This is a genomic window from Mesorhizobium sp. M7A.F.Ca.US.005.03.1.1 (genome assembly GCF_003997975.1).
Classification (GTDB): Bacteria; Pseudomonadota; Alphaproteobacteria; order Rhizobiales; family Rhizobiaceae; genus Mesorhizobium; species Mesorhizobium ciceri.
The window spans coordinates 1-26,438 of sequence record NZ_RZRO01000071.1; the positions used below are offsets into that span (position 1 = coordinate 1).

16 protein-coding genes and 4 pseudogenes are annotated in these 26,438 nt (G+C 61.6%); 13 read left to right on the forward strand and 7 right to left on the reverse strand.

Translation table 11 applies throughout. The features are described 5' to 3' along the window. From groEL to EN990_RS24570, 3 genes and pseudogenes are all read right to left on the reverse strand, one after another. Positions 1-695: chaperonin GroEL (groEL, locus tag EN990_RS24560; RefSeq protein ID WP_127388408.1), on the reverse strand; the 695-nt coding region annotated here is incomplete at its 3' end. A 65-nt stretch (positions 696-760) separates the two neighbouring features. Beyond that, positions 761-1,054, reverse strand: a pseudogene (groES, locus tag EN990_RS24565) (co-chaperone GroES); the annotation flags it as partial. A gap of 62 nt (positions 1,055-1,116) precedes the next feature. Then, positions 1,117-1,464, reverse strand: a complete 348-nt coding sequence (locus tag EN990_RS24570; protein WP_063169239.1) for a hypothetical protein — start codon at positions 1,462-1,464, stop codon at positions 1,117-1,119. A gap of 1,010 nt (positions 1,465-2,474) precedes the next feature. Between EN990_RS24570 and EN990_RS24575 the strand changes: the two genes are divergently transcribed. From EN990_RS24575 to EN990_RS24605, 7 genes are all read left to right on the forward strand, one after another. Further along, entirely contained in the window at positions 2,475-2,798 is a 324-nt protein-coding gene (locus tag EN990_RS24575; RefSeq protein ID WP_024505644.1) for a DUF736 domain-containing protein, read from the forward strand. A 181-nt stretch (positions 2,799-2,979) separates the two neighbouring features. Continuing rightward, positions 2,980-3,249 carry a helix-turn-helix domain-containing protein gene (locus EN990_RS24580; RefSeq protein WP_024505645.1) on the forward strand — a complete coding sequence of 90 codons (270 nt, stop codon included), beginning with the start codon at positions 2,980-2,982 and terminating at the stop codon, positions 3,247-3,249. Continuing rightward, positions 3,246-3,794: a S26 family signal peptidase gene (locus EN990_RS24585; protein WP_024505646.1), complete on the forward strand. Its 549-nt coding sequence runs from the start codon at positions 3,246-3,248 to the stop codon at positions 3,792-3,794. The genes EN990_RS24580 and EN990_RS24585 overlap by 4 nt, the downstream gene beginning before the upstream one ends. After that, entirely contained in the window at positions 3,782-4,465 is a 684-nt protein-coding gene (locus EN990_RS24590) for a lytic transglycosylase domain-containing protein (protein ID WP_024505647.1), read from the forward strand. Before EN990_RS24585 ends, EN990_RS24590 begins: the two co-directional genes overlap by 13 nt. Before the next feature lie 178 nt (positions 4,466-4,643). Continuing rightward, positions 4,644-6,614 (forward strand): relaxase/mobilization nuclease RlxS, encoded by a 1,971-nt coding sequence (rlxS, locus tag EN990_RS24595; protein ID WP_063169238.1) that lies wholly within the window; start codon positions 4,644-4,646, stop codon positions 6,612-6,614. A 355-nt stretch (positions 6,615-6,969) separates the two neighbouring features. Then, positions 6,970-7,956 (forward strand): ATP-binding protein, encoded by a 987-nt coding sequence (locus EN990_RS24600; protein WP_024505649.1) that lies wholly within the window; start codon positions 6,970-6,972, stop codon positions 7,954-7,956. Positions 7,957-7,973: 17 nt separating this feature from the next. Beyond that, on the forward strand, positions 7,974-10,442 hold the full coding sequence (locus EN990_RS24605; protein WP_063169237.1) for a S8 family peptidase: 2,469 nt from the start codon (positions 7,974-7,976) through the stop codon (positions 10,440-10,442). 206 nt (positions 10,443-10,648) lie between these two features. Here EN990_RS24605 and EN990_RS24610 read toward each other — a convergent pair whose 3' ends face one another. From EN990_RS24610 to EN990_RS24625, 4 genes are read right to left on the reverse strand one after another with little or no spacing between them, the layout of a single operon-like run. Then, positions 10,649-12,208 carry an E2 ligase fold family C protein gene (locus EN990_RS24610; protein WP_024505651.1) on the reverse strand — a complete coding sequence of 520 codons (1,560 nt, stop codon included), beginning with the start codon at positions 12,206-12,208 and terminating at the stop codon, positions 10,649-10,651. Positions 12,209-12,211: 3 nt separating this feature from the next. Further along, the gene (locus EN990_RS24615; RefSeq protein WP_024505652.1) at positions 12,212-12,700 is read right to left on the reverse strand and encodes a Mov34/MPN/PAD-1 family protein; all 489 of its coding nucleotides are present in this window, start codon (positions 12,698-12,700) and stop codon (positions 12,212-12,214) included. Next, a complete protein-coding gene (locus EN990_RS24620) occupies positions 12,697-13,314 on the reverse strand; it encodes a putative metal-binding protein (protein ID WP_024505653.1) in 618 nt (205 codons plus the stop codon). Before EN990_RS24620 ends, EN990_RS24615 begins: the two co-directional genes overlap by 4 nt. Then, positions 13,307-13,603, reverse strand: coding sequence for a DUF2604 domain-containing protein (locus EN990_RS24625; protein ID WP_024505654.1), 297 nt, complete (start codon positions 13,601-13,603; stop codon positions 13,307-13,309). Before EN990_RS24625 ends, EN990_RS24620 begins: the two co-directional genes overlap by 8 nt. Before the next feature lie 902 nt (positions 13,604-14,505). On the opposite strand from EN990_RS24625, the pseudogene EN990_RS24635 reads away from it, so the two are divergent. The 6 genes and pseudogenes from EN990_RS24635 to EN990_RS24655 form a co-directional block, all read left to right on the forward strand. After that, a pseudogene (locus EN990_RS24635) lies at positions 14,506-15,399 on the forward strand (hypothetical protein); the annotation flags it as partial. An 88-nt stretch (positions 15,400-15,487) separates the two neighbouring features. Beyond that, positions 15,488-16,532 (forward strand): annotated as a pseudogene (fni, locus tag EN990_RS24640) (type 2 isopentenyl-diphosphate Delta-isomerase). Positions 16,533-16,618: 86 nt separating this feature from the next. Then, positions 16,619-16,850 (forward strand): annotated as a pseudogene (locus EN990_RS36280) (IS5/IS1182 family transposase); the annotation flags it as partial. A gap of 667 nt (positions 16,851-17,517) precedes the next feature. Next, positions 17,518-19,824 (forward strand): S9 family peptidase, encoded by a 2,307-nt coding sequence (locus EN990_RS24645; protein WP_063169235.1) that lies wholly within the window; start codon positions 17,518-17,520, stop codon positions 19,822-19,824. Positions 19,825-20,657: 833 nt separating this feature from the next. After that, a complete protein-coding gene (locus EN990_RS24650) occupies positions 20,658-24,122 on the forward strand; it encodes a Ulp1 family isopeptidase (RefSeq protein ID WP_063169234.1) in 3,465 nt (1,154 codons plus the stop codon). A gap of 219 nt (positions 24,123-24,341) precedes the next feature. Next, a complete protein-coding gene (locus EN990_RS24655) occupies positions 24,342-26,366 on the forward strand; it encodes a conjugal transfer protein TraG (protein ID WP_063169233.1) in 2,025 nt (674 codons plus the stop codon). Positions 26,367-26,438 lie beyond the last annotated feature (72 nt).

Genomic DNA, 26,438 nt, shown 5'->3' on the forward strand with positions numbered 1-26,438 from the left:
GCCTGGAGGTTGGACAGCTTCTTCTCGTGCAGGAGGATGTAGACGTCCTCGAGTTCGGCAACCATCTTGTCGGCGTTGGTGACGAAGTAGGGCGAGAGGTAGCCGCGGTCGAACTGCATGCCTTCGACGACTTCGAGTTCGGTCTCGGCGGTCTTGGCTTCCTCAACCGTGATGACGCCTTCGTTGCCGACCTTCTGCATCGCTTCGGCGATCATCTTGCCGACCGAAGCATCGCCGTTGCCGGCGATGGTGCCGACCTGGGCAACCTCTTCGGAGGTCTTGATCTTCTTGGCGTTCTTGATCAGGGTCGCAACGACGTCGGTTACCGCGAGGTCGATGCCGCGCTTCAGGTCCATCGGGTTCATGCCGGCGGCAACGGCCTTGTGGCCTTCCTGGACGATCGACTGCGCCAGAACGGTCGCGGTCGTGGTGCCGTCGCCAGCGATGTCGTTGGTCTTCGAAGCAACTTCGCGGACCATCTGCGCGCCCATGTTTTCGAACTTGTCCTCAAGCTCGATTTCCTTGGCGACGGTGACGCCGTCCTTGGTGATGCGCGGGGCGCCGAACGACTTGTCGATGACCACGTTGCGGCCCTTGGGGCCGAGCGTGACCTTCACCGCGTCAGCGAGGATGTTGACACCGCGCAGCATGCGCTCGCGGGCATCGCGGGAGAATTTTACGTCTTTGGCAGCCATTTTTAGCTCCTGGCAGGGGCTTCAATCGAGCCCGGGAATTCAGTTGACGAAAGGGCCTGATATGAGCCGATGATGCCCATGATGTCGGATTCCTTCATGATCAGAAGGTCTTCGCCATTGAGCTTGACTTCCGTGCCCGACCACTTGCTGAACAGGATGCGGTCGCCGGCCTTGACGTCCAGCGGGACCAGCTTGCCAGCTTCGTCACGAGCGCCGAAGCCGACAGCGATGATCTCGCCTTCCTGCGGCTTTTCCTTTGCCGTGTCGGGGATGATGATCCCGCCAGCGGTCTTGGATTCGGATTCGACCCGGCGAACGACCACGCGGTCATGCAGCGGGCGGAACTTCGACTTTGCCATTTTCGGATTTTTCCCTGGTGCGCTGTTGAGGGGTTTTTGTTAGCACTCGCGATGGACGAGTGCTAACGCGATAGTGAGGTAGGCTGTAAGCGGGCACTCGTCAAGACGGACGAGGGCAGGCGAGGAGCTCTGGCCCCCTCCCCGGTGGAACCCAACGCATACGCGGCATCCGCGTTGATGGCTGCGAGCCCCACATTTCCATTGAATTCGGCGTCATGACGCCAACTTGCTCGCGCCGCTTCCAAGTCGTCAGTCGTGCTGCCGTCAGCACGAACATAGGGCTGCGCTTCACTTCCCGTCGAAGCCGCGGCAAGCAGCGTCGCCGTCAGCACGCTCCTTTGCAGATGCTTGCCAAAGGTGGACAGTGAGCGCACCTGCGCCGGGCTGTTGGTGCGAACGTAAGACGTCATTGACAACTCCTTTTTGCAAGTCGAGCCCCTTCTCCACCTTCGGCCGCCGTCGACGCGAAGAAGTCCGCATCGCGTTGAAGACGAGCTGCGAAAAAGAGAAAGATGTGTTTGATGGCTGCGGCCCCAACGGTGCCTTCAGATTTGAGATCACTTCCGCCGCGAGCGGCTGAAGCTCCTCGCAACGTCAAATCGAATCTGCTGCCAAGCCTCCAGGAAAGGAGAGCATTGCTCATCTCGCGCTTGTGCATGCAGTCAACCTTCGATCCGTGTTGCCACATCAAGAGCAAATGCCGTGCCAAAGCTCACTGGGAAGTGAACGCATGGCTCTCCCTGAAAACCTCACAAATCCAGCATGGTCAATTGTGCGGAACCCGACATGCGTCTTCTGCCACTGTCAGCTTTCGGACAGGCATGACGCGTTTCGCGCCGACCACCGGTCGATCGGTTTTGGGGCCGGTCTGTTCGCCTCATAAGAGCGCGTTACATTGCGTAGCGGTTTCCCGAGCGCCGCCACATGACACTGGACCTGCAGGTAGCACCGGCTTCTCATCCAGCCTTACTTTGGCCCCCTCGCGTATCAAATTCCCGCTGGCGAGCCCTGCTTTCATAGATCGCACCATGCCGGATGTCTGCTCTGGCGCCCGACCCGCTGGCACGATCTCGATCCGGCATAAGGGCGCAGCATCTTTGCAGGCCGTTTCATCCCGGCGTCCTGCTTGGCTGACAGACCGCACTTGGCGAGCGGTCTCCATGCTCTCTCCAAGGACCATCCCTGCGGCTGGCTTGTCGACCTATGGGCGGGTCCGGCCGCCCGAAACCCTCGCGCCATCAGCTTTTTTCCCCGCCGCCTGCGGCGGCTTCCTCGCGCCGCTTCGCTCACAAAAAAGCTGCCCGCTCGGGTCCTTCACTGTCGCTGCGGCCCTGTCGGATTCAGGCGGTCCTGACGCGCCCATTACGGTGCGCCATCGCAGGGGATGGTCCCCGGCGAAACCACAAAAGGAGACTTCGAAATGACCGCGATCGGTTACGTCAACAAGCAGGAAAACGGCGCCTACAAGGGCCAGTTCAAGACGCTCAGCGTCCGCGCCGACATCGATATCGTCCCCAACCAGGCCAAGAGCGCCGATAACCATCCCGACTTCCGGGTGCTTACGCAAGGGGTCGAAGTCGGCGCTGGCTGGATCCGCACCGGCGAGACTTCCGGCAAGGATTATGTGAGCCTGTCGATTGCAGCGCCGGAGTTCGGACCGCGCAAGCTCTACGCCAATCTCGGCCGAGCCGCCGGCCAGGACGATCACGACACCTACGCCATCATCTGGAACCCGGCCGACTGACCGGCCGAGATAAGAGCCTCGCGCCGCAGCCCCGGCGCGGGGCTCATTCCCAGGAGTTCCACCCAAACCCCGTCCGCCCTAAAGGGCGGCGAAAACTCTCCCCCGACTCTTCGCCCGTCCCCGAGACGATCTCCCTCGCCCATCCTCGCCCTCGCTTGTCCGAAGCGAAACGAGGATCATCATGGACGACGAAAACGAACGCGCGGCCCGCGCGAAAAAGGGCAGCCCGTTTCTCAGCACAGCCCAAGCCGCCTTCTATATCGGGCTCTCCCAGCGCACGCTCGAAAAGATGCGGCTCAAGGGCGGCGGCCCGAAATTCCGCAAGCACGGCCGCTATGTCCGCTATCACATCGACGAACTCGACCATTGGTCGAAAGGACACCCGCAGCACTCCATCGCCGGCGATGGCAAGGCCGGTTCCGGCCAGGGCGGCACGGGAGGCCGTTCATGAGGCGGCGCCCTTCCATCCATCTGATCGGCAGCCGCCTGAGGCGTGTTCGAGCCCGTAAGACGGTCGCCTTGGCCGCGGCCGGTCTCGGTCTTTTGGGCTTCACGGCGCTGGGAAAGCCCGCCCCTTGGCTGGTCTGGAACGCCTCGGCCAGCGCGCCGATCGGCCTTTACCGCATCGCTGCGGGAGCGCTGGCGCGTGGCGATCTCGTGCTCGTGCGCCCGCCTGAATACGCGGCGTATCTCGCCGCCGAGCGCAGCTATCTGCCTCGCAATGTGCCGCTGGCAAAACGTCTTGCAGCGCTGCCGGACGATAATGTCTGCGCCTTCAATGACGCCATCATCATCGGCGGCGACATCGTCGCGCGCCGGCTCAAAATCGACGCCGAAGGCCGACCTTTGCCATGGTGGAACGGCTGCCGAGCGCTCGGGGATAACGAGGTTTTCCTGCTCGGCAGCGACAAAAACCGCTCCTTCGACAGCCGCTATTTCGGGCCTGTTCCCACTCAAAATGTCATCGGGAGGCTCGTACCACTATGGACCGAGTGACCCTCCTCTTGTTGGGCATGATCGCCATTGCGCCATGCGCCTGTTCCGCCTCGACCGGCGCTGAGCCGGTCGCCATCTCCCAAAGTCCGCAGCTGCGAAAGTGGCAGACGTTGGTATCGGAAGCAAGCCGGCGCTTCCATATTCCCCAAGCCTGGATCTATGCCGTCATGGCTGCCGAAAGCGGCGGCAAGACAATGCGCGGCGGCCGCCCCATCACCTCCCCCGCTGGCGCCATGGGCCTCATGCAGGTGATGCCCGGCACCTATGAAGAGATGCGGGTCGAACACGGCCTTGGGCCTAACCCCCACGATCCGCGCGACAATATCCTGGCCGGCACGGCCTATCTCAGTGCCATGTATGACCGCTTCGGATTTCCTGGCCTGTTTGGCGCCTACAATGCCGGTCCCGAGCGCTACGACGAGCATTTGAAGCGTGGCAAACCGCTGCCAGAAGAGACCGTCGAGTACCTCGACCAACTCAAGGCGGCCGGAGTTTCGGCGGCCGACATCGAGGCGTTCGAAAGCCAATCTGTCGCTCCAAAGGCGCAAATCGCTCCTCTCGGACGGTCGCTGTTCTTCATTCATGACGGTGTTCACTCAGGCGTGCGAAACGGCGATCTCTTCGTGCCGCTCGGCAAGGACGGCGCGCAGCCGAAGGAGCCGGTGCGTTAGCCATGGCGGACGGGGGCGCGTCTGGCGGGGCTGGGCGCGGAAGGCAAGATAAAGGTACCGCCTCCAGGAGGCGGTTAAATCTTTGTCTGCACATCGTTTTTCCGGGAGGCTGCCGCCGGTGCCAAGAGGGTTTGACGTGTAAGTGTCTGATTTTGCTTGATATGTCTGGGAGGCTCGCATTAAGGATGACGAGTTCAGGCCGAAGCTCGGCAAAATCGGGTCGCGCGGCTCGAAGGCCGGCAAACGCTATGCCGGCCAGGTTCGTGCGGCGATCAACCGGGCTGGCGGCCGGCCGCAACGCGGTGGTCGCTTCACAGGAAGCCGGACAGGGCGCGGCGGGGCGGCCGCCGCACTGCTGAAATCGCGCGACCGGTATGCCGCCTTCCGCCAGCGCCGGGTGATCGTCAAGGCGCGGGTCGTCAAGCTCGCCGGCAAGGGCGCGGACGGGGCGCGTGCCCATCTACGCTATCTTCAGCGCGACGGGGTCACCCGCGAAGGTGAACCTGGCGAGCTCTACGGCGCCGACAGCGGCCGCGTCGACGGCAAGGCGTTCATCGATCGCGCGGACGGCGACCGCCATCAGTTCCGCTTCATCGTCGCTGCCGAAGACGGCATCGAGTACGACGACCTCAAGGCGCTGACGCGGCGGCTCATGGCGCAGATGCAGGAAGACCTCGGCACGAAGCTCGACTGGGTCGCGGTCGATCATTTCAACACCGGCCACCCGCACAGCCACATCATCGTCCGTGGCAGGGACGACCGTGGCGAGAACCTGGTCATCGCGCGCGAATATATCTCATCTGGCATCCGCGAGCGGGCGGCCGAGCTGGTCAGCCTCGATCTCGGTCCGCGAACCGACCGCGAGATTGAGCTTCGCCTGCGCCGGGAAATGGAGCAGGAACGCTTCACCAGCATCGACCGTCGGCTGCTCAGCATGCGTGATGATGACGGCCTGGTCTCGCCGGGCGGTCCCGACGCCATTCGCCAGACGCTGCACCAGGGACGGCTGCGCAAGCTCGAGCGGATGGGTCTGGCCGCGGAGGTCGGCGCTGGCTCCTGGCGCCTCGACGATGAGCTCGAAGCCACGCTGCGCCGCACCGGCGAACGCGGCGACATCATCAAGACCATGCACCGCGAACTGACCGGCAAGGGGCTTGCCCGCAGGGCCGCCGACTGGGTGATCCACGATCGATCCGGCGAGCCCGTCCAGTCTCTCGTCGGTCGCGTTGTCGCGCGTGGACTGGCCGACGAGATCAATGACCGCCATTACATGATCGTCGACGCCGTCGACGGTAAGAGCCATTGGATCAACATCGGTAGAGGCGAGGCGATGGAAACGATGCCTAATGGCTGCATCGTGCGTGTCGCGCCAAGGAACACCGAGCCGAGGCAGGTCGATCGTACCATCGCCGAAATCGCCGCCGCGCATGGCGGCCGTTACGACGTCGATATGCACCTGAAGCATGACCCATCCGCCACCGAGAGCTTTGCGCGAACGCATGTGCGGCGGCTGGAGGCGATCCGCCGCGCGACCGGCGGCGTTGAGCGAGAGCCGAACGGCACCTGGCTCATCGCGCCGGACCATCTCGATCGCGTCGCGAATTATGAGGGCCAGCGGGCCAGGGCCGAGCCTGTCGTTGCCGACAAGCTCTCCTCAATGGCGCTGGAGCGACAGGTCAGCTTCAACGGCGCCACCTGGCTCGACCGGGAGCTGGTTGCCGATAGACCCGAGCCTTTGCACGGATCCGGCTTCGGCCGCGACGTGAGAGAGGCGCAAGCTCGCCGGCGGCAGTGGCTGATCGCGCAAGGCCTCGCGCATAAAGAACAGGATGGGATCGTCTATCGAGCCAACATGCTTTCGATCCTGCGCCAGCGAGAACTGAACCGTGTTGCTGGCCAACTGTCGGAGGAACTTGGCCTGCCCTATGCCGAAGCGCGATTCGGAGGACGAGTAGAGGGTACGCTCCGCCGCTCCGTCGAGCTTGCCAGCGGAAAATATGCCGTCGTTGAAAAGTCGCGCGAGTTCACGCTGGTGCCATGGCGGCCGGTGCTTGAGCGCCATGTGGGCAAGGAGGTCTCCGGTGTCGTGAGTGGGGAGGGGATTTCATGGACCGTCGGCCGGCAAAGGAGCGGACCTGGTGTTTCGTGAGATGGTGTACAGCTTTTTAGCCAGCGGCGCGGGCAGCCATGCGAGCCCGCGTAGACCTTATGGCCGCACGCCCGCAATCGGTCGCATGGACCTGCCAGGCGGGGCGGCTTTGGAGCGTTCGGACCCGACACGCTGCGTGAGTGGCCAGACTTCGAGCGCTCGAAGATGCGGACTGTTGTCTGCTGGCCGGCGTTATTCCGGCTGGCCTATGACCGCGGCGCAACAGTTCACCGCTGAAGTTGCCACGGGCGAACATCGACAAGAGAAAAAACACCATTGCGCGTTACAAATCGCCGTTGAAAGCGTTTAGGTTGCATGCGCTTCGCCAAGTAAACGGATACCCCAGAAGAGAGCCATGACCACGGCCCGCCATATCGTGACGCTGCTTAAAAGCCACATTGCCGGCGACGAGGATCGTTTCCTCTCTATCGCGATGCAGCTTGCTGCGCATGAGGCACGTCAAGGCCATGGCAAGCTTGCTCAGGAGCTCAAGGATCTGGTCGACGCAGCCAAGAGCAGGGACGCCCGGATTGCCAAGAGCAGTCGGCCGGTTCCCCTTTTTCAGCCAAAGGGCGAACTCGCAGGCCTCCTGCATGTGCGCTATCCGGACCTGCGACTGACGGACATGATTTTGCCGGACAGTCTGCGCTCGCGCCTGCACCGCGTGCTGGGAGAGCAGCGCCAACAAGCAAGCTTGCGCGAGCACGGGCTTGTTCCCCGTCGCAAACTGCTTCTGGTCGGCCCGCCAGGATCAGGCAAGACGATGACCGCATCGGCATTGGCCGGGGAGCTTCATCTGCCCCTTTTCATGATCGTCCTCGATGGTTTGATCACCAAGTTCATGGGAGAGACTGCCGGAAAGCTGCGGCTTGTTTTTGATGCAATGCAGGCGACGCGGGGCGTCTACTTCTTTGACGAATTCGATGCCATCGGCGCGCGTCGAGGCGAACGCCAGGATGTTGGCGAGATTCGGCGCGTGCTGAATTCGTTTCTGCAGTTTCTCGAGCAAGACGACAGCCACAGCCTGATTATTGCGGCAACAAATCATCCCGAGCTGCTCGACAGAGCTTTGTTCCGCCGTTTCGACGATGTCATCGAATACGCCGTGCCCGATCGGCCGATTATCGAGGCGCTGCTTCGGGCTCGACTCGACCGCTTCGACACCAGAGGGCTTGCCTGGAACGAGGCGATCTCTCAGGCAGAGAGACTGTCGCAGGCCGAGATCACCCGCGCGGCCGACGACGCTGCAAAAACCATCATATTGCGGGGGGGGAAGCGGATCACCTCGGAAGCGCTCATCGACGCTCTGAAGGAACGCCGGCAGGCTTCGCTGTCTGAGTAGCGACAGCACAGATCATAATGGCAGACGATTTTCCGCGCGACCGCGCCCATATCCACCTTCGCAACAACGGCATTCGGGAAGCCTATCGGCGGCCCAACCAACTTATACATGCACCGCCGCTGCCGGCGCGTGATCGGGCGTCGCATGCTGCGGCCTTGACGCAATCCATCGAACAAGCGGTCGAAAGTGCACGCCAGCAGATTGCGGCGCGTGACCCCCAGCTGTCGGTCGGCACGCCTGGCTTTTACCTCGAGATCGATCTGCCCATGTCCGGACGGGCGGCCCTCGACCAGTTGGCCGATCGTCGCCAGCACATGGAGCTGGTCGCCGTCCATGAGCCAACTCAACCCGGTGCTCCCATCACAGCGTCGGTGTTCCTGCCGCAAAGCGCGCAAGCCTATTATTTGCGGAAAGTCGAGGCGTATCGAGACGTTGACACTGACCGCGGCAGACCGCGCAACGAGCCGCTCGTCTCCCGCATGGAGACAGTCAGGCTGGCGACTGCACGATCGTTGTTTACCGACCACGACGACCTCTTCCCCCAGGCCGCTGACGAGCAGGTGTGGTGGGAAGTCTGGCTGCGCGACGGTCGCCGCGAGAACTTCGAGCACATTGCCGAAGCCCTGAACATCACTTTGCGCACGCATGCGGTCAGGTTTCCGGAGCGGGTGGTCATGCTGGCACTCGCCAGCACGGCAATGCTCGACCGCATGATTGCGCACAGCGATGTCGTCGCCGAGCTGCGGCGCGCGAAGGATACGCCGTCCTTCTTCATGGGCCTTGGCGGCGCGGAGCAAAGGGACTGGAGCGACGAGCTTCTCGGGCGCGTCAGACCGCCTCAATCCGATATTGCGGTCTGCATTCTCGACAGCGGCGTACGTCGCACCCACCCGTTGATCGAACCCGCACTTGCCGTTGAAGACTGGCACACCGTCAAACCGGCATGGGGCAGCGACGACACACCTGCGTGGAGCGGCCACGGGACGCGAATGGCAGGTGTCGGCCTGTACGGTGATCTGGTCCCGCTCCTGGTCGGAGGCGATCCAGTTCCATTGCCCTTTCGGCTGGAGAGTGTCCGTATCCTTCCGCCAGAAGACGAGGCAAACGATCCAGAACTCTATGGCTCGATCACCGCGGAAGCGATCGCCCGCGCCGAGGTGCAGGCGCCGGAGCGCCGCCGCGCGATCGCAATGGCTGTGACAAGCGCCAGTCCGGCGCGTGGAAGGCCCACATCGTGGTCTGCCGCTATCGACCAACTCTGTTTCGAAGAGGAGCAGCGACGCTTGATCGTTCTCTCTGCCGGCAACATCGGCGATGACCTCATGCCGGCCGAGCATTTGACGCGCAACGATCTGGAAGCAGTCGATGATCCTTCTCAGGCCTGGAATGCGCTGACGGTCGGCGCTTTCACAGAAAAGGTCGATATCATTGACACCGACTTTGCGGGCTACGCTCCGATCGCGCCGGTCGGCGAGCTCTCGCCGCGCAGTCGCACTTCGGTCGTTTGGGACAGGCAGTGGCCGGTGAAGCCCGAGGTCGTCTTCGAAGGCGGCAATCTCGCCCATGACGGTGTGTTGCCTGGCGAGCCGATCGACGATCTGCAGATATTGACCACTTTCTATCGACCCGAACTGCGCCACTTCACCACCCTCGGAGATACGAGCGCGGCAACGGCCCATGCCGCACGGATGGCGGGACTAATTCTATCAGCGCGCCCCGAGCTGTGGCCTGAAACGGTTCGCGCCCTGATCGTCCACTCGGCCGAATGGACTCCGGCGATGCGCGCACGCATCGATGCGTGCAACGGAGCGAAGGGCGAGATCCAGGCGCTCGTGCGGCGCTATGGTTACGGCGTGCCAGATCTTGGGCGCGCGCTTCTGTCAACGGTGAACGACCTCACGCTTATCGTTGAAGATGAGCTTCAGCCTTTCCAGCGCGAGGGCGGCGCGGCTGCCAAAACGCGTGACATGAAGCTGCATCGCCTGCCTTGGCCGAAGGAGCAGCTCGCGGCGCTCGGCGCTGCCCAGGTCGAGCTCCGCGTCACGCTGTCCTATTTCATCGAACCCAACCCCGGTGAACGCGGATGGACCCGCCGGCATCGTTACGCGTCCCATGGTCTTCGGTTCAGAGTAAAGTCAGCGACCGAGACAGTCGACGAATTCCGAGCCCGCATCAATCAGGCCGCTCGGGACGAGGAGGAAGGGGCGCCTGCTGGAGGCGGAGAAGAGTGGCTGCTCGGCACCTTCCGCGATCGCGGCTCGTTGCACGCCGATTTCTGGTCGGGCAGCGCCGCCGATCTCGCCGAGCGTGATGCGATCGGCGTGTTCCCGGTCGGGGGCTGGTGGAAGGAGAAGCCTTACCTGGAACGCGTCGACGCTCTGGCTCGGTACGCCCTGATTGTGACGATGCGGGCGCCTGGGGTCGATGTTGACATCTTCACACCCGTCGAAGCAGCCCTGACTGTCGAGACGTCGGTCGAGACCTGATGCAGCACTGTCCAAATCGGCCAACAACGGAGGTTTGACCAGCCTCTGGTGCCATGGCGGCTGGTGCTGGATCATCACGTCGGCAACAGGGATCATGCGCGGAGGACGATAGGCCGGCAAAGGAGCGGGCCAAGCGTGTGATAATGGCGCCCATGGTCACGCCCACAAGCCGCGCCCCCTGCGTCTACGGAGAGGTGCGCGTCTGTTTAGGCGGCCGAGACATCGCTTACCTGATCAACGCGCTCGCCGTATTTGCGCCTGTAAGCGGCAATGAAATCGTCGTCGCTACAGATGCAGCGGCCGCTGGAGTCCTTGGCCTTCGGATCGTGCAAGTGAGAGCCAAGGGGGCGCAGAAGATTCACCCGAGTGCTCGTCGTCGGGCTCATGGGAAACCCCGCACTATGTTTGACCAAATCCGCGGCAAGCATAATCCCGGCAAGCACCGACTGAAAGGCCATCGGAACCACAGTTCGAACGCGGCGACTTCCTTCGCTAAGCTGGAACACCAGACCGCCGCAGATAGCCTGCTGATAAAAGGAGCGCAGGGGCTGGCCGACAAACGGGGCTAGCGGTTCAAACGGCACAGCCATCGCTGTAGCCACGCGAACTACAAAGTCGTTGGGAACTCCGGCATTGGTCTGCAGGAGCGTTTTCACCTGCTCGTGTGCTTCCGGTATTCCGAGTTCCTCGGCAATCAGCTGGTGCTCGTCCTTGGATTTTCCGGATGGCAGGTACATGCAACAAAGGCAAGCCTGGCCGTCATCGAAACCATGCCGGGAGATACCGAGATCGTGCTCCTGCGTCCAAGCGTTTGCGATCCATCGCGGCAGTGCACCTTGGACAGCCAGACGGTCGGCGGCGGTGTCAAGCGCCACACCCACTTGGTCGAAGACCCAATTGCCCCGGCGCGCAACATATTCTGCCCACGTCAGAGGGTGCGCCTCGACCTCAAGGGCAGTCGATCTAAGGGCGGTGGCTGCAAGAACCGCTTTGGACATACCAATCTCCGCCTGGCCAGCCAATGCGTAGCGCTGCAGGTTTGAGAGTTCGATCGCTTCGTGATCGATTACATGCAGACGACCTTTGAGATCGGGTTGTCTCGCTAGCGCCCAAAGCGAGCCATGGCCTATCGCACCGAGCCCAACGAGGTGGGTTTCGCCAAGGTCGACTGGGAAGTCGATCGGGCCAGGCTCTCCGGCTTTGGTCTTGTCGTAGCTGCATAGCGAGAGGTCGATGGTTTCGTCCAACTCGGCGCCGGTCAACTGGGCAGCGAAGATAGTTCGAAAGACGTTGGCGGCGCCGAAGCAACTGGCGGCGCCAGCTCCATAAGGCAGCAGACTTGGGCCAGAGCCCACCGGGTCCGTACGCGACAGCTTTGCCGCCCAACCGTCCGATCCCACGAAAAAGATCGGGCACCGGAGTGATGGGCGCGTTACCCCTGCAACGACGCAGACGGTGGCAGACTTGCCGGAACGCCGGATGCCGACTTTTGGATTGATCGACTTTGCCAAGCGCTCCAGCGCTTGGGCTTGAGAGCTCGCCGCGCTGTCCAGCGGGAGTATCGCCAGAACCGGGTAGAGCCTAGCGAGCAATCTCACCGCAAGATCTAGTGTCGCCTGGCCTTCGGCGCAGGAAGCGGCCTGATGGTCGAAGGCGACTGCCACGACCTGCTTTTCAAGAGCTGCTTTGAAGTCTCCCAGATGAAAATCGGCCAGGACCTGAGATGCCGCCGTGGCGGCGCGATCGATGAAGTTAGCGAATGCCATTGTTCAACTCGATATCATGATCATTCGCGACAGTGCCGCGGGAGGGAGCGCATTCCATTTGGCCTTTTCGTCAAGCCGATAGGCGGCGACCCGAGCAAAATCGAAAGGCTCGCGGGCGAAATTCGGCACTACCAGCGACAGACACCCAACCGTGGTAGCAACCGCATAAGCGTCGTCCGTCGTCGAATGGTAGGCGCGGCCCGGATGGCTGTGAATCTGGGCCAAGAGTTTCAGGCCGCTTTTGTAGAGCCAGACATTGAGCCGGTGCAGTTCTTCGGCCGCAACGATCACGCAAACGCCATCGTTTGTCCGAATGTGACGCTGCGCCGGGATAACCGTCTCTGTTACGGCAAAGTGCCGCTCTTGCTGAACGCCGACCCAGAGCGCCATCCCCTCATTGCCCTCGCGACCAACTGAGCGCAGATGCCCATGCGTGGTCGAGATGCAGCCGCGCGGGAGAGTCACGATCGTTACATCTCTCAAACCAGTCATTCTTGTATCGCCTGAGGGGATACCACCATTCCTACGATTGTCGGTTGGAGTTGAATCTGCAACTGCTCTATAGGAACGATTCCGTACTTGATGATCTTGTCCAGGATGAAGGCCAAACAGCCTTCGCCAGAACCCCGATGAAGCAGCCATGGATCACCTGAATGGGCTGGATTGTCGTGGTATTCCCGGACGCCCGCCATGCACAGGAATGGTTCGTCCTCGGGACTGTTGGCCTGGATGAAGTCCGTCAGCGGCACGGCGTTCTGCTGGATGAGAGCTCCTATCATCTCCGGCGGCGTTCCGGGCAGCGGCGGACGTCTAAGCATTTTCAGGTATAGATCTTTCCGGGCAATCGGATGACGCGTAAACGGATCGACGAAGACCACGGACGGTGGTCTTAAGTCGTAGTCGGTGAAGTCGACCTCGCTCGCTGCGCTGACCACCCGTGGCTTTAACTTGGGGCTGGCGAAAATGAAGAAAGCGCGCGGAAAGGTCGCCTCGATCAAGAAGCAGCCCTGAGCCCGATAGACATCAGCATATGGCCGGAACCGGCCGATCTCCCGATCAAACTTCGCTCGGGAGACCTCCGGATCCACACTTTGGTGTTTAGGCACCTGCGACGCCCGCCTTCAGGCTGAGGAACAGGGTCACAGTATTCGGGAAACCGAAGTCGCCAAGCTTCTTGTCGACATCGAGCAAGTTGCCGGCCTCATCCTTGAATTCCCAATTCTCGGCTGGTTGGGCGACATTCTGCGTGTTCTCAAGGGCTTTGGTACGAATGACGTGAAGCGGCTGGTTGGGATTGGCTTCGACCTGCGTGGGCTGGCCGTTCACCACCACCGTGATCTCGATCTTGCCCGGTCCGCCGCCGTGATTATCGCCCTTACCCGAATCCTTCGACATTGTCCTACTCCTGTGGCTTGCCAACCGCCCCACGCCCTGGCGCCCACCTGCGAGTGAGACCGGCGGTCTTCAATCGTTCACCCGGCGCCACGGCCGCGAGTACGCGAAAGACAGGGGATAAGCTACCGAATCGGTGCTTGCCTTCTTTTATGGGTGACTTGAGCCGCAAGTAAATGGTCTCAAATTGCTCCTCACAACTATAATCGATTAGAGCAATGCAAAAATATTGGCGACACGCCTATTCATCTGCTCTCTCACTCGCCTGCTCCGTGCTTGGCAAGGGGAGCTTTGACTGCGTCACGCGTCCCCCAAGCAGCCGATTGCGCCGGCAGCGCCGTAGGAACCGTCGTTCAGAGTCTTCACCACTCAAGCAGCCGCATGGATGCAGCCGACGCTCGTCTCCACAAACAGCGCAAGTGGTGCCTTGTTGGATAAGGTCGCCTCGTCCCTGGTGCAGCATCTGTCGGAACGGGTCCGCTGCGAGACCATGCCTCATCATCGCGCATGCGCAGCAGCCGGCGGTCGATGCTCGTAAGGCGTTCTGCTCATTTCGTGGCGAAGGCGCTGCTCGACTCGCGGACATATGCGGGCACCGAGGCGGAGGCTGACCAGTCGGCGCCGCGTTCGCGGATGTCGCTTGCAATGTGCTCGCGTGCGTTTGCCGCCGGCGACCTTGCCGTCCTCGCCTGCTATGGCGAGCCGGCGCAAGCGGATTGCTCGATACTGCCGGCGAGGCTGCGGGCCGGTCCTAACGGCCGTTCACAAGAGCTTGCATCAGCAACTGGCAATCGGATCGATAACTTCGCGATCGCCGTTATGGCGCGGAGATGCGGTCTCGCCGGGTTGTGGCTGGCGCTTCGTTGTGGGCGGCGCGTCGTAGCCGAGGGAGCAGGGGCGGCGCCATGATCCAGACCGAACGCGCGCTGCAGCAGGTGCTTGAGTGGGGGCGTGCCCTGACCGGTTTCGCGGATGAGCATGCTGAGGAAGCGGTAAGGGGCGGCCAGTATATCCTGCAACGCATTCACCCGAGCCTGCGCGACACCAGCGCCCGCACCGGCCGCGATCCGCAGGACGAAACGCTGATCGTGGCGTTCTATCGCGAACTGGCGCTGCTGTTCTGGCTAGACGATTGCAACGACGTTGGCCTGATCGCGCCGGAGCAGCTCGCCGCCCTGGAGCAGGCGCTGGGGCACGGCGTACCGTGCGTGCTCTCCGGATTCGAGGGCTGCGCTCAGCTGCGCGCTTCGCTGGCTGCGCTCGCTTACGATCGTCACGACTATGCTCGGCTTCTCGACTATACCCGGTGCTACTGCGCGGCGCTGCGCGCCGGACACGCGCAGGCGGCAGGGGCGCGACGCTGGTCTTACGCCGAGTACCTGCACAACGGCATCGATTCGATCGCTTACGGGACCGTGTTCTGTTGCCTGTCGCTGCTGTGGGGGCTGGACATGGCGACCTTGCGCGCGCGTCCAGCGTTTCGCCAGGTCCTGCGGCTCATCTCAGTGATAGGGCGCCTGCAGAACGATCTGCATGGACGCGACAAGGACAGGTCGGCCGGCGATAACGCGGCGATCCTGCTTCTGCAGCGCTATCCGGCTATGCCTGTGGTTGAGTTCCTCAACGACGAGTTGGCCGGCCATACGCGCATGCTGCACCGGGTGATGGCGGAAGAATGCTTTCCCGCGCCGTGGGGACCGTTGATCGAGGCGATGGCGGCGATCCGCGCGCAGTACTACCAGACTTCGACCAGCCGCTATCGCAGCGACGCTGCAGGGGGAGGCCAGCGTGCGTCGGCCTGGACGCGCCGGAGGCGGCGGCTTGGGCGCGCTGCCGTCGGTTCGATCCGACGCAACGCCGTCGCCCGCTGCTACGGATGGAGCGAGCATGAGCGACACCGCCCTGAGCCGGGGAAGGACGAACATCTGGACATCGTGCTGGATCGGCGAACGGCGCCGGCCACGGTGGCCGCTGGCTGGGAGTACATCCATCTCGAACACTGCGCACTGCCCGAGTTGGACCTGACGCAGATCGACCTGCGCGCCTCGCTGCTGGGCAAGGCTATGCGCGCGCCGCTGCTGATCAGCTCTATGGCCGGCGGCATGCCACGGGCCGAGGCCATCAACCGGCATTTGAGCGAGGCAGCGCAAGCCTTGGGGATCGCCATGTGCGGTTCGCAGCGTGTGAGCCTGCAATCCCGCAACTCCCAGGGGCTAACGCGCGCGCTGCGCCGCCTGGCGCCAGACATTCCCTTGCTGGCCAATATCGGCGCCGCGCAACTGCGGGAGGCCGACGGCCTGGACCTGGCGCGTCGCGCGGTGGACGCGCTGGAGGCCGATGGGCTCATCGTCCATCTCAATCCGCTGCAGGAAGCGGTACAGCCGGAGGGCGACCGCGAACTGGCGCGGCGTCCTGGCGCTGATCGCTGGCGCCGCGCGCATCGTGGGCGTGCCGATGGTGGCCAAGGAAGTGGGGGCGGGCCTGTCCGCCTCGGTGCCTGTGCGCTCGTCGAGGCGGGCGTGGCGGTAATCGATGTCGCCGGCGCCGGCGGCACCAGTTGGGCCGCAGTGGAGGGCGAGCGCGCCCGCAATGCCGCCGACCGTGCAGTGGCGATGTCATTCGCCGATTGGGGGATTCCACCCTGACCAGCGTGCAGGCGGTGCGTCGGGCGCTGCCAACGGTGAAGCTGATCGCGTCGGGCGGGATCCGCGATGGCGTCGACGTGGCCAAGGCCATCCGCCTGGGCGCGGACATCGCCGGGCAGGCGGCCAGCGTGCTGGGCGCGGCGACAGTGTCCACCGGGGCCGTTGTCGCGCATTTCGAGATCGTCATCCGCCAGTTGGCCGTCGCCTGCTTCTGCACGGGCTCGGCTGATCTGGCGGCGTTGCGTCAGGCGCGCTTGTTGCCCTCGTCGCATTTGTCCGCCGGTTGATGTCGGCGTCGTCCGCACGCTAACAGCAGGCTGCTGAAATACCTACGCCAAAGACAGACTATTGATCCCCCTGGCGAGACGGCTCGATTGACGGGAGCGATGTGTTCATGGAGCAGCTGTTCACGATGAAGCGGTTGGAAGATTTCGTTCCAGCCGGTCATCCTGGTGCCCGCACCGGCTGATGATCAATGGAGCGCTGGTGCGGCTAGACGGCATCCTTTCCGGCATGTACGCCTGCAGTGCCAAAGGCGGTCGCCCCAGCGTTGCGCCGGAGAAATTGCTGCGGGCCGTGTGTTGCAGGTGTTCTACAGCGTCCGTCGGAATTGATGCAGCAGGTGCTGCTGTGGCAAGGCCAAGACCCGGGAATGCCGTCAGCTTTGATCAGGCGCTTCGGGCCGTCGGAAACGCGCGAAGAGTCCGGCTTTCGAAAAAGGCCGAACGCCTCAGATAAAGCCAGAACTCCTTGGGTCACCATCAAACCAATTTGACGCCCCGGGACAATTTCGTCCGGCATTGTCCGGTGTGCGACGATGTTGGGGATGCGACATAGGCGGATTGCCGTGTATTTAAACCGCTTTTCCTTTGGCACGCATATTGCGCCCTATCGGTAAACCTCGTCATGGGCCGGCGGCAATCGCTCGGAGATTGTCGAAATAGCACAATGATTTCTGCCGGGGTGACATCCGGCCCGACTAGAGCAGGACCTTTCAGATGATGCAGAAAAGCAAGCGGCCATACTCGCGGGGAAATAGTCGCGTCAGGGCTGCATGGACGCTCTTTCCTGGTTGTTTCGGCGGCGGACGCCAACTCTTCAATCGGCACCCGAACCAGTGCCTGGATGTCCAAGGAGCGCCCCTGTTGCGCGTGCCTGGCTGCACCCGCGTGCTGGCTCTCCTCCAAGGCGACGCTTCGGCGCTGCTGCAGACCGGCGACGAGAACCCAACTTCAAAATTAGCATTCCGAAAACCGAAAGAAGTGAACAGGTATGTCCAGGATCGGCGCTTTGACGCGCGCCGCATGGCGATCGGCAACTCAGACGCTGGCCAAGGGTTCGAAAAGTTTACACCCGACGCTAGCGCCGGCCGATTTCAAGCGCGCACTTACGATCAACGATCGATATGGCGGGCTCACTGTCAATGTCCCCAAAATGCCTTTCTGGCTGACCGGGGGTGAAGCCTTCGTCTACCGCCGGACTAGCCACGGCGAGCAGCAGTTCATGCAGGTCGATGCTGCCACGGGTTTCAAGCGGCCCGCTTTCGATCAGGCGCGTCTGGCGGCAGCGCTAAACAAGGTGAGCCATGAGAGCTATCAAGCCGGCAATCTTCCGTTCGACCGTTTCGAACTGAGTGAGGATGGTCGCAGGCTCGACTTCCAGATTGAAGACACCCGGTGGAGCTGCGACCTTGCAAGCTATGACTGTACCAGCACCACATTCGATGCAAGGAAAGGGGACCGTAGGGAGCTCAGCCACCGCTACACGCCGCCAGCGGAGAACAACCCCGACAAGAGCAACGCGTCGCCCGACGGCAAATGGATCGCCTATATCAAGAACTGCAACGTTTTCCTGCGCAGCGAGGACGGATTGCAGGATGTTCCTCTGAGCCGGGACGGAGCCGAAGGCAATTGCTACGTCTTTTCGACGCTGAGCTGGTCGCCGGACTCGCGCCACCTCGCCGCTTACCTTGTTCGCCCCGGCTATAGGCGAGAGGTCCGCTACCTCAATTCTTCGACGGACCAGTTGGAGCGGGAATATTCAACAAAATTCTATCCCAGGCCGGGCGATGTCCTTCCGCTGCCCCAGCCAGTCCTGTTCGACATTGCCGGCCGGCGCCAGATCGTGATTGACGGTGCCCTCTTCTCGAACGTCTTCGAACTTTCCCCTCTCCGGTGGTGGGCGGACAGCCGCGGCTTCACTTTCGAATATAACCAGCGCGGGCATCAGCTTTATCGCCTGGTCGAGGTAGACGCCGCCTCGGGCCGCGGGCGCTCCCTGATCGATGAGACCAGCGAGACATTCGTTGATTATTTGCCGCTGGGGCATGGCCAGGAGGATGCCGGAAAAATCTTCCGTTACGATGTCGATGACGGGAAGGAGATCATCTGGGCATCAGAGCGCGACGGGTATGAGCATTTGTATCTTTTCAACGGCCGGACAGGCGCGCTCGAAAACCAGATCACGCGAGGTGAGTGGGTCGTCCGGAGGGTCAACCATGTCGATCCGGTCAAGCGTCAGATCTGGTTCGAGGCGAGCGGGATGAACTCGCAGGAGGACCCCTATTGGGTCCATGCTTACCGCATCGGCTTTGACGGCAAGGGACTGACTGCACTGACGCCCGAACCGGCCAACCACCATATCGAGTTCTCGCCTGACAGGCGCTATTATGTCGATCTCTGGTCACGCATCGATCTGCCCCCGCGCATGGCACTCTACCGCGCCAGCGACAATGCCAAGCTCCAGCAGATCGAGACGGCCGACATTTCTGAGCTCGTCGCCGCAGGCTGGCAGCCGCCGCTCAGTTTCCATTCCAAGGGGCGCGACGGCAAAACTGACATCTGGGGCGTGCTCCACCTGCCAGCCAACTTCGACCCGACGAAGAAATACCCGGTTGTGGAGAATATCTATGCTGGACCCCACGGCTCCTTCGTCCCAAAATCCTTCTCGCGGTGGACAGAGCCGCTCACGCAGCTGGGCTTCGTCGTTGCTCAGATCGACGGCATGGGCACCAACAACCGCTCCCGCGCCTTCCATGATGTTGCTTGGAAGAATCTGAAGGACGCAGGATTTCCCGATCGCATTCTGTGGCACAAGGCGGCGGCCGCGCAATATCCATGGTACGACATATCCAACGTCGGCATTTTTGGCGCATCCGCCGGCGGCCAGAGTGCAGTCAGCGCGCTGCTCTTTCACCCCGATTTCTACAAGGTCGCCGTCGCCAAAAACGGCTGCTTCGACAACAGGATAGACAAGACCTGGTGGAACGAACTTTGGATGGGGTGGCCGGTCGGCATTGAATATTCGCAATCCTCCGCCGTTGACAATGCTCACAGGCTGCAGGGCAAGCTGATGATCGCGGTCGGCGAAATGGATGATAATGTCGATCCGTTTTGCTCGTTCCAGCTTGCCGATCGACTCATCAAGGCAGGAAAAGATTTTGACATGGTCTACGTTCCTGGTGCCAATCACCATACTCTAGGCACCTACACCGAGCGCAAACTCCTAGACTTCTTCGTTCGCAACATTCTCGGTCAGACCCCGCCCGACTGGAACACCAAACCGATCGAGCTGGAATAGCTTGTGGCTCTTGCAATTGTTAGCTCGCCTTATCAGCTGTAATCAGGGCGAGGCGCGAGCAAATCTGCACCGAAGGACGATCGTGGAGTCTAGGACTTGCGCTGCGTATTGAGGATCGGCTCGCCGCGACGTTGGTCTGAGCAAACTGCTTGATAGGCACGCCTGCAGACCGCGTGTGTGCGATTGCAAGATCCCCTATCAGCCTGGTGTGAAGCGTTCAGGGGAAAAGCCGCACCCAACGCCGCTTCCGCTCGCCGTAACGCTACGGCGGTGCGGCCCACCGATCCGCTCGACGAGCATTGGAACACATAGGTCCCCGAACGGACGATTGCCTTGGCAATAGAAGACCCTCGTCGGTCATCGCCGCTGTGGGTGGCAGCCCGTCGGTCTGGAGCTGCCACGATTCTCATCCTCGCGTCACATATGAGCTGAAGCTTTCCGGATCGGGTATCCAATCGGCATCCAGTTGCTCGGCGATATGGTTGAATTCTGCCCTCAGGACAAGAGTGAGTAGAGCAGCCCCGCTACGAAAATCCCATCCTGGTTCGTTTGACGCATCGACTATTCAGATTGATTGGCGTGATACCCGGCGCGGCCGCAACACGCGAGGCCGTCAACCGCTGAGCAGAAAACCAGCCTTCGCCTTCCGCGGCGGCGGACCTCGTCAGCCTCTCGAAAGCTTGCCTGAGTAGGTTGCTCATGTGATCTGTGGAAGTGAGGATAGCGTGCACCCGTACAAACTAGACATTCATCGTGGCAGCTTGGCTGCAGGTGCAGCACGCCGTACCGCACGAGCAAGCGGACAGGCCGGCCAAGCCGGTTTTGAGCAGCACTTGGGCGAACTGCAGGCGGCGGACGAGTTGATGGGTGCGCTAGGCGAGGAGGTCCTCGTCAATGGCTCGCATGGTAAAGGTGAGTTGAGACCAACGAAGAGGCAGAGGATCCAAAGCAATCTGCAGCATGCTGTCACTGAGCGGCAACCAGGTGAGGTTGGCAACTCAGGCGCTCGCGTGATGATGCAACTCCCCACCGATCAGGTGGGTACATCGGAACGGGAGGCGCAACTTGTGATGCAGGGGGACGAGCACGAATACACCCCAGCACCGCATCTCGACGGGTCGATGCCCTCGACAGTGCAGCCGGATCGTCCAATTGTGGTCCCCGACGGTGCCGACAAGCGTCCTGTTTATTCCAACGATGCCACCGCCATCGAAGGGCTGAAGTCAGCACTCCTTGCGGGTAAAGCCAGGCCGGACACGGTCACTCGCAGCACAAATTCTCTTTTCGGCTTTAGTCGTTGGCTCTTTCAAAACAACAAGCCAGGGCTTGCTGCTCGGCTTTACCATCCGTCGCTGAGCCAGGATCTCGAGGAGTACGAGAGTAGGGGTGGTTCCTCCACCGTGGCTGGCGCACTGCGTCAATTGATGAAGTCGATGGGCGGAGCCGGCCCGATTGTGGGTCGCGCTGTCCTGAACCCCCATCCTGACGACGCCGCGCTCACCAGACATTTCAGATCCGCGAGCGGCTACGCAACTGCTCTTAACCATTTCAGTCATTACCTACGTCAAAATGACAAGCTCGGAATTGCGGGTCGCATTTACGATAAATCGCTGGATAAAGATGTTGAGAGCTACAAGGCCGCCTCCTCTAATGGTGGAGCTCCGATCGAATCTGCGCTGGTTTATCTCCGCAAGAACCCGCCGCGCGTTATACTCGGGAATCATCTGGAAAACGCGGTCAGCATGGAGGCTCGTCCCCGTGGCGACGCTGCTCAGCATACCGCACCACAGCAGGGATTCGATTGGCCAGAGGAGCTCCTGCCGGTAGGTTATAAGGAGGGCACCGATCTACCATTGTCTCTCGCCCCAACCGCGCACCAACACCAAGCGCCCGACTTTGGAGAGGCCGTCCCTCACTTGAACTGGCGCCACGGCGACCAGGGCGCCCCGGAGGAGCTGGTAGCTGCACGGGACAGGAGCAGCCCGCTGCCAAGCGAGGCGGTGCCACATAAATCTGGACGGGGACTCGCTACGCAGCCCAGATTGTGGGCGGAGAAATCCGCCTCGCCAGAGCTCTTTCGACGGCGGGCGGAGCAGGCTCTGCCGGCGTCCGCCAGAGGTGTGGAGACATCCTCCGCGGTTGATGAAGCCGCGCAGGCCGCTCGCCAAGCTTTGGCTTGGTTGCAGCAGGAGATGGAGGGGATCGAACCGATGCAGGATCCTCATGAGGTGGCTACACCGGAATGTGAGGCGCAGCTCGTCAGGCAGAGGGATGAGCACGAATCCACCCCAGCACCGCATCCCGGAGGTGGTGGGTCGATGCCCTCGACAGTGCAGCCGGATCGTCCAATTGTAGTCCCCGACGGTGCCGACAAGCGTCCTGTCTATTCCAACGATGCGACCGCTATCGAAGGGCTGAGGGCAGCATTCCACGCGGGTAAGGCCAAAGCGAACACGGTCACTTACAATGTAAATTCTCTTTTCGGCTTTAGTCGGTGGCTCCTTCAAAACAACAAGCCAGGGTTTGCTGCTCGGCTTTACCATTCGTCGCTGGATCAGGATCTCAAGGAGTACGAGAGTACGGGTGGTTCCTCCACCGTGGCTGGCGCACTGCGTTACCTCAAGAAGTCGACAGGCGGAGCCCCGATTATGGCTCGCCCTGTCGTGATCCCCTATCCTGACGATGCCGAGCTCATTAGAAATTACAGAGCCGCTTCGACCAAGGAGTACCTGGCAGCGCCTGCGACCGGACGGAATCCAGATACCGTGGGCGGCTATACAAATTTTCTTAGACATTTTAGTCAGTACCTGCGTCAAAATAACAAGCTTGGGATTGCGGCTCGGATTCACGACAAATCGCTGGATAAAGATGTTGAGAGCTTCAAGGCTGTCTCCTATGGTAATAGGCTAAGTATCAGTTCTGCATTGGCTCACCTCCGGGATATCCTGCCGCGCATTGTGCTCGGGCGCGAAACTGTCCTTTCTGCTCATCCGGCAGACGCAGTCACCAGGCGCGTTGGGGCCGCTGCTGAAGCTGGGCCAGCGGCACCGGCAAGAGCTCCCCAACCCGCCTCGCCAGCAACCGCTAGGCTGCCAGGCACCTACCGCGGCCTTCCACTGGTTGATGTGACCACACTGACTACCAGTTCCTCTGGGGCTCAGATCGGGGCGCTCGATCCGACAGCCCCGTCCAACGTTGCAACGGGGCGGGTGCTCGGCGCCGCCGAATGGCTGAGCGACGCCCATATCCAGAGAGATTACAATTTGCTGGAGGGGCAACTGCAGGGGATCAATCCGGCGCTCGCTGCCCGGACTCGGCTGGTGGATCCTTCCGTATCCCATCTACTGCGACACACGTCGCCGCAAGACGCTCGAGGCATATTGCAGTCCATCTATAATCAAAACAACGCCACAGCCGACTTCCTGTTCTTGCCAGTGAATAATGGCACGGCTACTAGCCCCGGCACCCATTGGTCGCTGCTGCTCGTTGATCGCCGCGACCCGGAAAGGCGGTTCGCCTATCACTACGACTCCCTCCAGCGAGAGGGATATAACGACGTGCCTGCAAAACAGCTCGCAGGACTGCTGAATGCCACCTTGGCGCCAGCCCCCATGGCCAGACAGACGAACCATTATGATTGCGGCGTATTTGTCCTGGAGGGCACGTGGGCGCTGGTTGAACGATTGGTGAAAGGGCAGCGGCCAGACCACGAGCCGCTGCCCCTCGACAACCTCGTTGCCGATCGGCAGGCGCTGCAAGACCGGCTAAGGAGGCGCTTGCCGCACGAGGAAGAGCCGCGGCAGCTGCTGGAGGATGAACCCGCCTCCCCACCGATGATGGCATTCGAGCCAGGGGAACTGCGGCAACTGTTGGAAGACGAGCCTGCCTCCCCACCAATGATGGCGTTCGAGCCAGGGGAACTGCGGCAACTGTTGGAGGACGAACCTGCCTCCCCACCAATGATGGCGTTCGAGCCAGGGGAACTGCGGCAACTGTTGGAGGACGAGCCTGCCTCCCCACCAATGATGGCGTTCGAGCCAGGGGAACTGCGGCAGCTGTTGGAGGATGAACCCGCTTCCCCACCGATGATGGCGTTCGAGCCAGGGGAACTGCGGCAACTGTTGGAGGATGAACCCGCTTCCCCACCGATGATGGCGTTCGAGCCAGGGGAACTGCGGCAACTGTTGGAAGACGAGCCTGCCTCCACTTGGGCACAAATCAATTCGACCCCACATGCGCGAGCGGACGGTGTTCATCAGCCAGCCCAGGCGCCGTGGCTCCCTGAACGCAGAAGATAACTTTGCGGAGGAGCGGTCACGCAACTGTCGGCGGCGCCGGGCCTCAGGGTGAATGGAAAGGATGGAGTGGCGGATGGTGTCGCGTGAAGGCGCAACACGCGTGCTGACCGACCTGCATACGTAGGAAGTCGTTCATTGCTCCCAAATCGTATGTGAGGAACATTCCTGTCCCGGCTGCGCCGCGCGATGCTAGGTCGCGTTGTTCAGCGGGCCAAGCCGATGACACCTACGAAGCTACTGATCGGGCAGATCGCCGTTGTGTGCGCAATTGTCATTATCGGCGTATGGACGGCAACCCAATGGTGCGCTCAAATGCTGACCTACCAGACGCCTCTCGGCGCACCATGGTTTCTCTTCGCCGGCTGGCCAATCTACAAGCCGTGGAAGCTGTTTGAATGGTGGTTCCACTTCGATGCTTATGCGCCGGAGGTCTTCGACAAAGCCGGTACGCTTGCAGGCGCCAGCGGATTCCTGGGTTGTGCCGCCGCAATCGCTGGCTCGCTTTTGCGCGCGCGACAGCGCGGGTCGGTTACGACCTATGGGTCTTCACGGTGGGCCACGACTCATGAGGTCGAGACGGCAGGGTTGTTACGGCCGGCGGGCGTTTTCCTCGGTAGGCTGAACGATCGCTATCTGCGCCATGACGGCCCGGAGCACGTCATGGCATTTGCGCCGACGCGTTCGGGCAAGGGCGTGGGGCTGGTTGTTCCAACGCTACTTTCCTGGACCGGGTCTGCCATCATTCATGATATAAAAGGCGAAAATTGGCAGTTGACCTCCGGCTGGCGGTCGAAATTCTCGTACTGCCTTCTGTTCAATCCGACCGACCCGAGATCGGCACGCTACAACCCGCTGCTGGAGGTGCGCAAAGGCCCAGATGAGATCCGGGACGTTCAAAACATCGCCGACATCCTCGTCGATCCCGAGGGCGCGCTGGAGCGACGGAACCACTGGGAGAAGACCAGCCATTCACTCCTAGTTGGCGCCATTTTGCACGTGCTCTACGCTGAAGAGGACAAGACGCTGGCCCGCGTCGCCACCTTCCTGTCGGACCCGCAACGCTCGTTTGCCGCAACGCTACGGCGGATGATGACGACAAACCATCTCGGGACGGGGCATAACCCTCAGGTCCATCCCGTAGTGGCCTCGGCGGCTCGCGAACTCCTGAACAAGTCGGAAAACGAGCGCTCAGGCGTCCTCTCGACCGCCATGTCCTTTCTCGGGCTTTATCGTGATCCAACGGTCGCGGCGGCCACTTCGTCCTGCGACTGGCGCATCGCTGACCTAGTGGATGGAGAGCGACCGCTGTCGCTCTATCTGGTCGTGCCGCCTTCGGATATCTCGCGCACCAAGCCTTTTGTGCGACTGATCTTGAACCAGATCGGCAGGCGGTTGACGGAGCGTCTGGAGGGGGACCCGAAGAAGAGCCGTAAGCATCAGCTGCTCATGATGCTGGACGAGTTTCCGGCGCTCGGTCGCCTCGACTTCTTCGAAACGGCGCTCGCCTTCATGGCAGGTTATGGCATTCGCTCCTATCTGATCGCACAATCTTTGAACCAGGTTTCAAAGGCCTATGGCGAGAACAATGCTATTCTCGACAATTGCCACGTGCGAATTGCCTTTTCCTCCAATGACGAACGCACGGCCAAGCGCATCTCGGATGCCCTCGGCACCGCAACCGAACTTAGGTCGATGCGCAACTATGCGGGCCATCGGCTTGCGCCCTGGCTTTCACATGTCATGGTGAGCCGCCAGGAAACCGCGCGCCCGCTCCTGACGCCAGGCGAGGTGATGCAATTGCCGCCGTCAGACGAATTGGTCCTGGTTTCTGGGTTGCCGCCGATCCGCGCCAAGAAGCTGCGCTATTATCAGGATCAGAATTTCACAGATCGGGTGCTGCCTGCGCCGGTGCTGCACGACGGACCCTATGCGGACTGCCCTGCATCACGCCCGGACGGCTGGACTGGACAAGTGTGCAGCGTCGATAGCCGACTTGCTGCGGACGAGGAAAGCGCCGACGCGCCAGTTGAAGACGAGGGAGGCGTTCAGCAGCAACGCCATCCAAGCCTGCCCGAAGAAGACGTTGTTGTCTCTCAAGAGCCCGATCAGGCCGATCTGTACAAGCCCGCAGACGATGACAGCGAAGCGCTCGCGGACAAGCGTGTCATGGATCGGATTTCCACTGCGGCCCGCGTCTACGGTATCAACGAGGGCAGGGGCGACGATGTCATTCCCGGCTTCTGAAGTCCGCTGAGTTGCAGAGCGCACCTCAGCGTAGATAACGGCCATAAGCAATTTTGAGCGTCTGGCCGATGC

Coding starts and splice junctions, on each gene's coding strand:
- EN990_RS24625 (WP_024505654.1), bottom strand. CDS start 13,603: ATGTCGAAGGATTCGGGTAAGGGCGATAATCACGGCGGCGGACCGGGC.
- EN990_RS24580 (WP_024505645.1), top strand. CDS start 2,980: ATGGACGACGAAAACGAACGCGCGGCCCGCGCGAAAAAGGGCAGCCCG.
- EN990_RS24610 (WP_024505651.1), bottom strand. CDS start 12,208: ATGGCATTCGCTAACTTCATCGATCGCGCCGCCACGGCGGCATCTCAG.
- EN990_RS24590 (WP_024505647.1), top strand. CDS start 3,782: ATGGACCGAGTGACCCTCCTCTTGTTGGGCATGATCGCCATTGCGCCA.
- EN990_RS24575 (WP_024505644.1), top strand. CDS start 2,475: ATGACCGCGATCGGTTACGTCAACAAGCAGGAAAACGGCGCCTACAAG.
- EN990_RS24570 (WP_063169239.1), bottom strand. CDS start 1,464: ATGACGTCTTACGTTCGCACCAACAGCCCGGCGCAGGTGCGCTCACTG.
- EN990_RS24615 (WP_024505652.1), bottom strand. CDS start 12,700: ATGACTGGTTTGAGAGATGTAACGATCGTGACTCTCCCGCGCGGCTGC.
- EN990_RS24645 (WP_063169235.1), top strand. CDS start 17,518: ATGTCCAGGATCGGCGCTTTGACGCGCGCCGCATGGCGATCGGCAACT.
- EN990_RS24605 (WP_063169237.1), top strand. CDS start 7,974: ATGGCAGACGATTTTCCGCGCGACCGCGCCCATATCCACCTTCGCAAC.
- EN990_RS24655 (WP_063169233.1), top strand. CDS start 24,342: ATGACACCTACGAAGCTACTGATCGGGCAGATCGCCGTTGTGTGCGCA.
- EN990_RS24585 (WP_024505646.1), top strand. CDS start 3,246: ATGAGGCGGCGCCCTTCCATCCATCTGATCGGCAGCCGCCTGAGGCGT.
- EN990_RS24600 (WP_024505649.1), top strand. CDS start 6,970: ATGACCACGGCCCGCCATATCGTGACGCTGCTTAAAAGCCACATTGCC.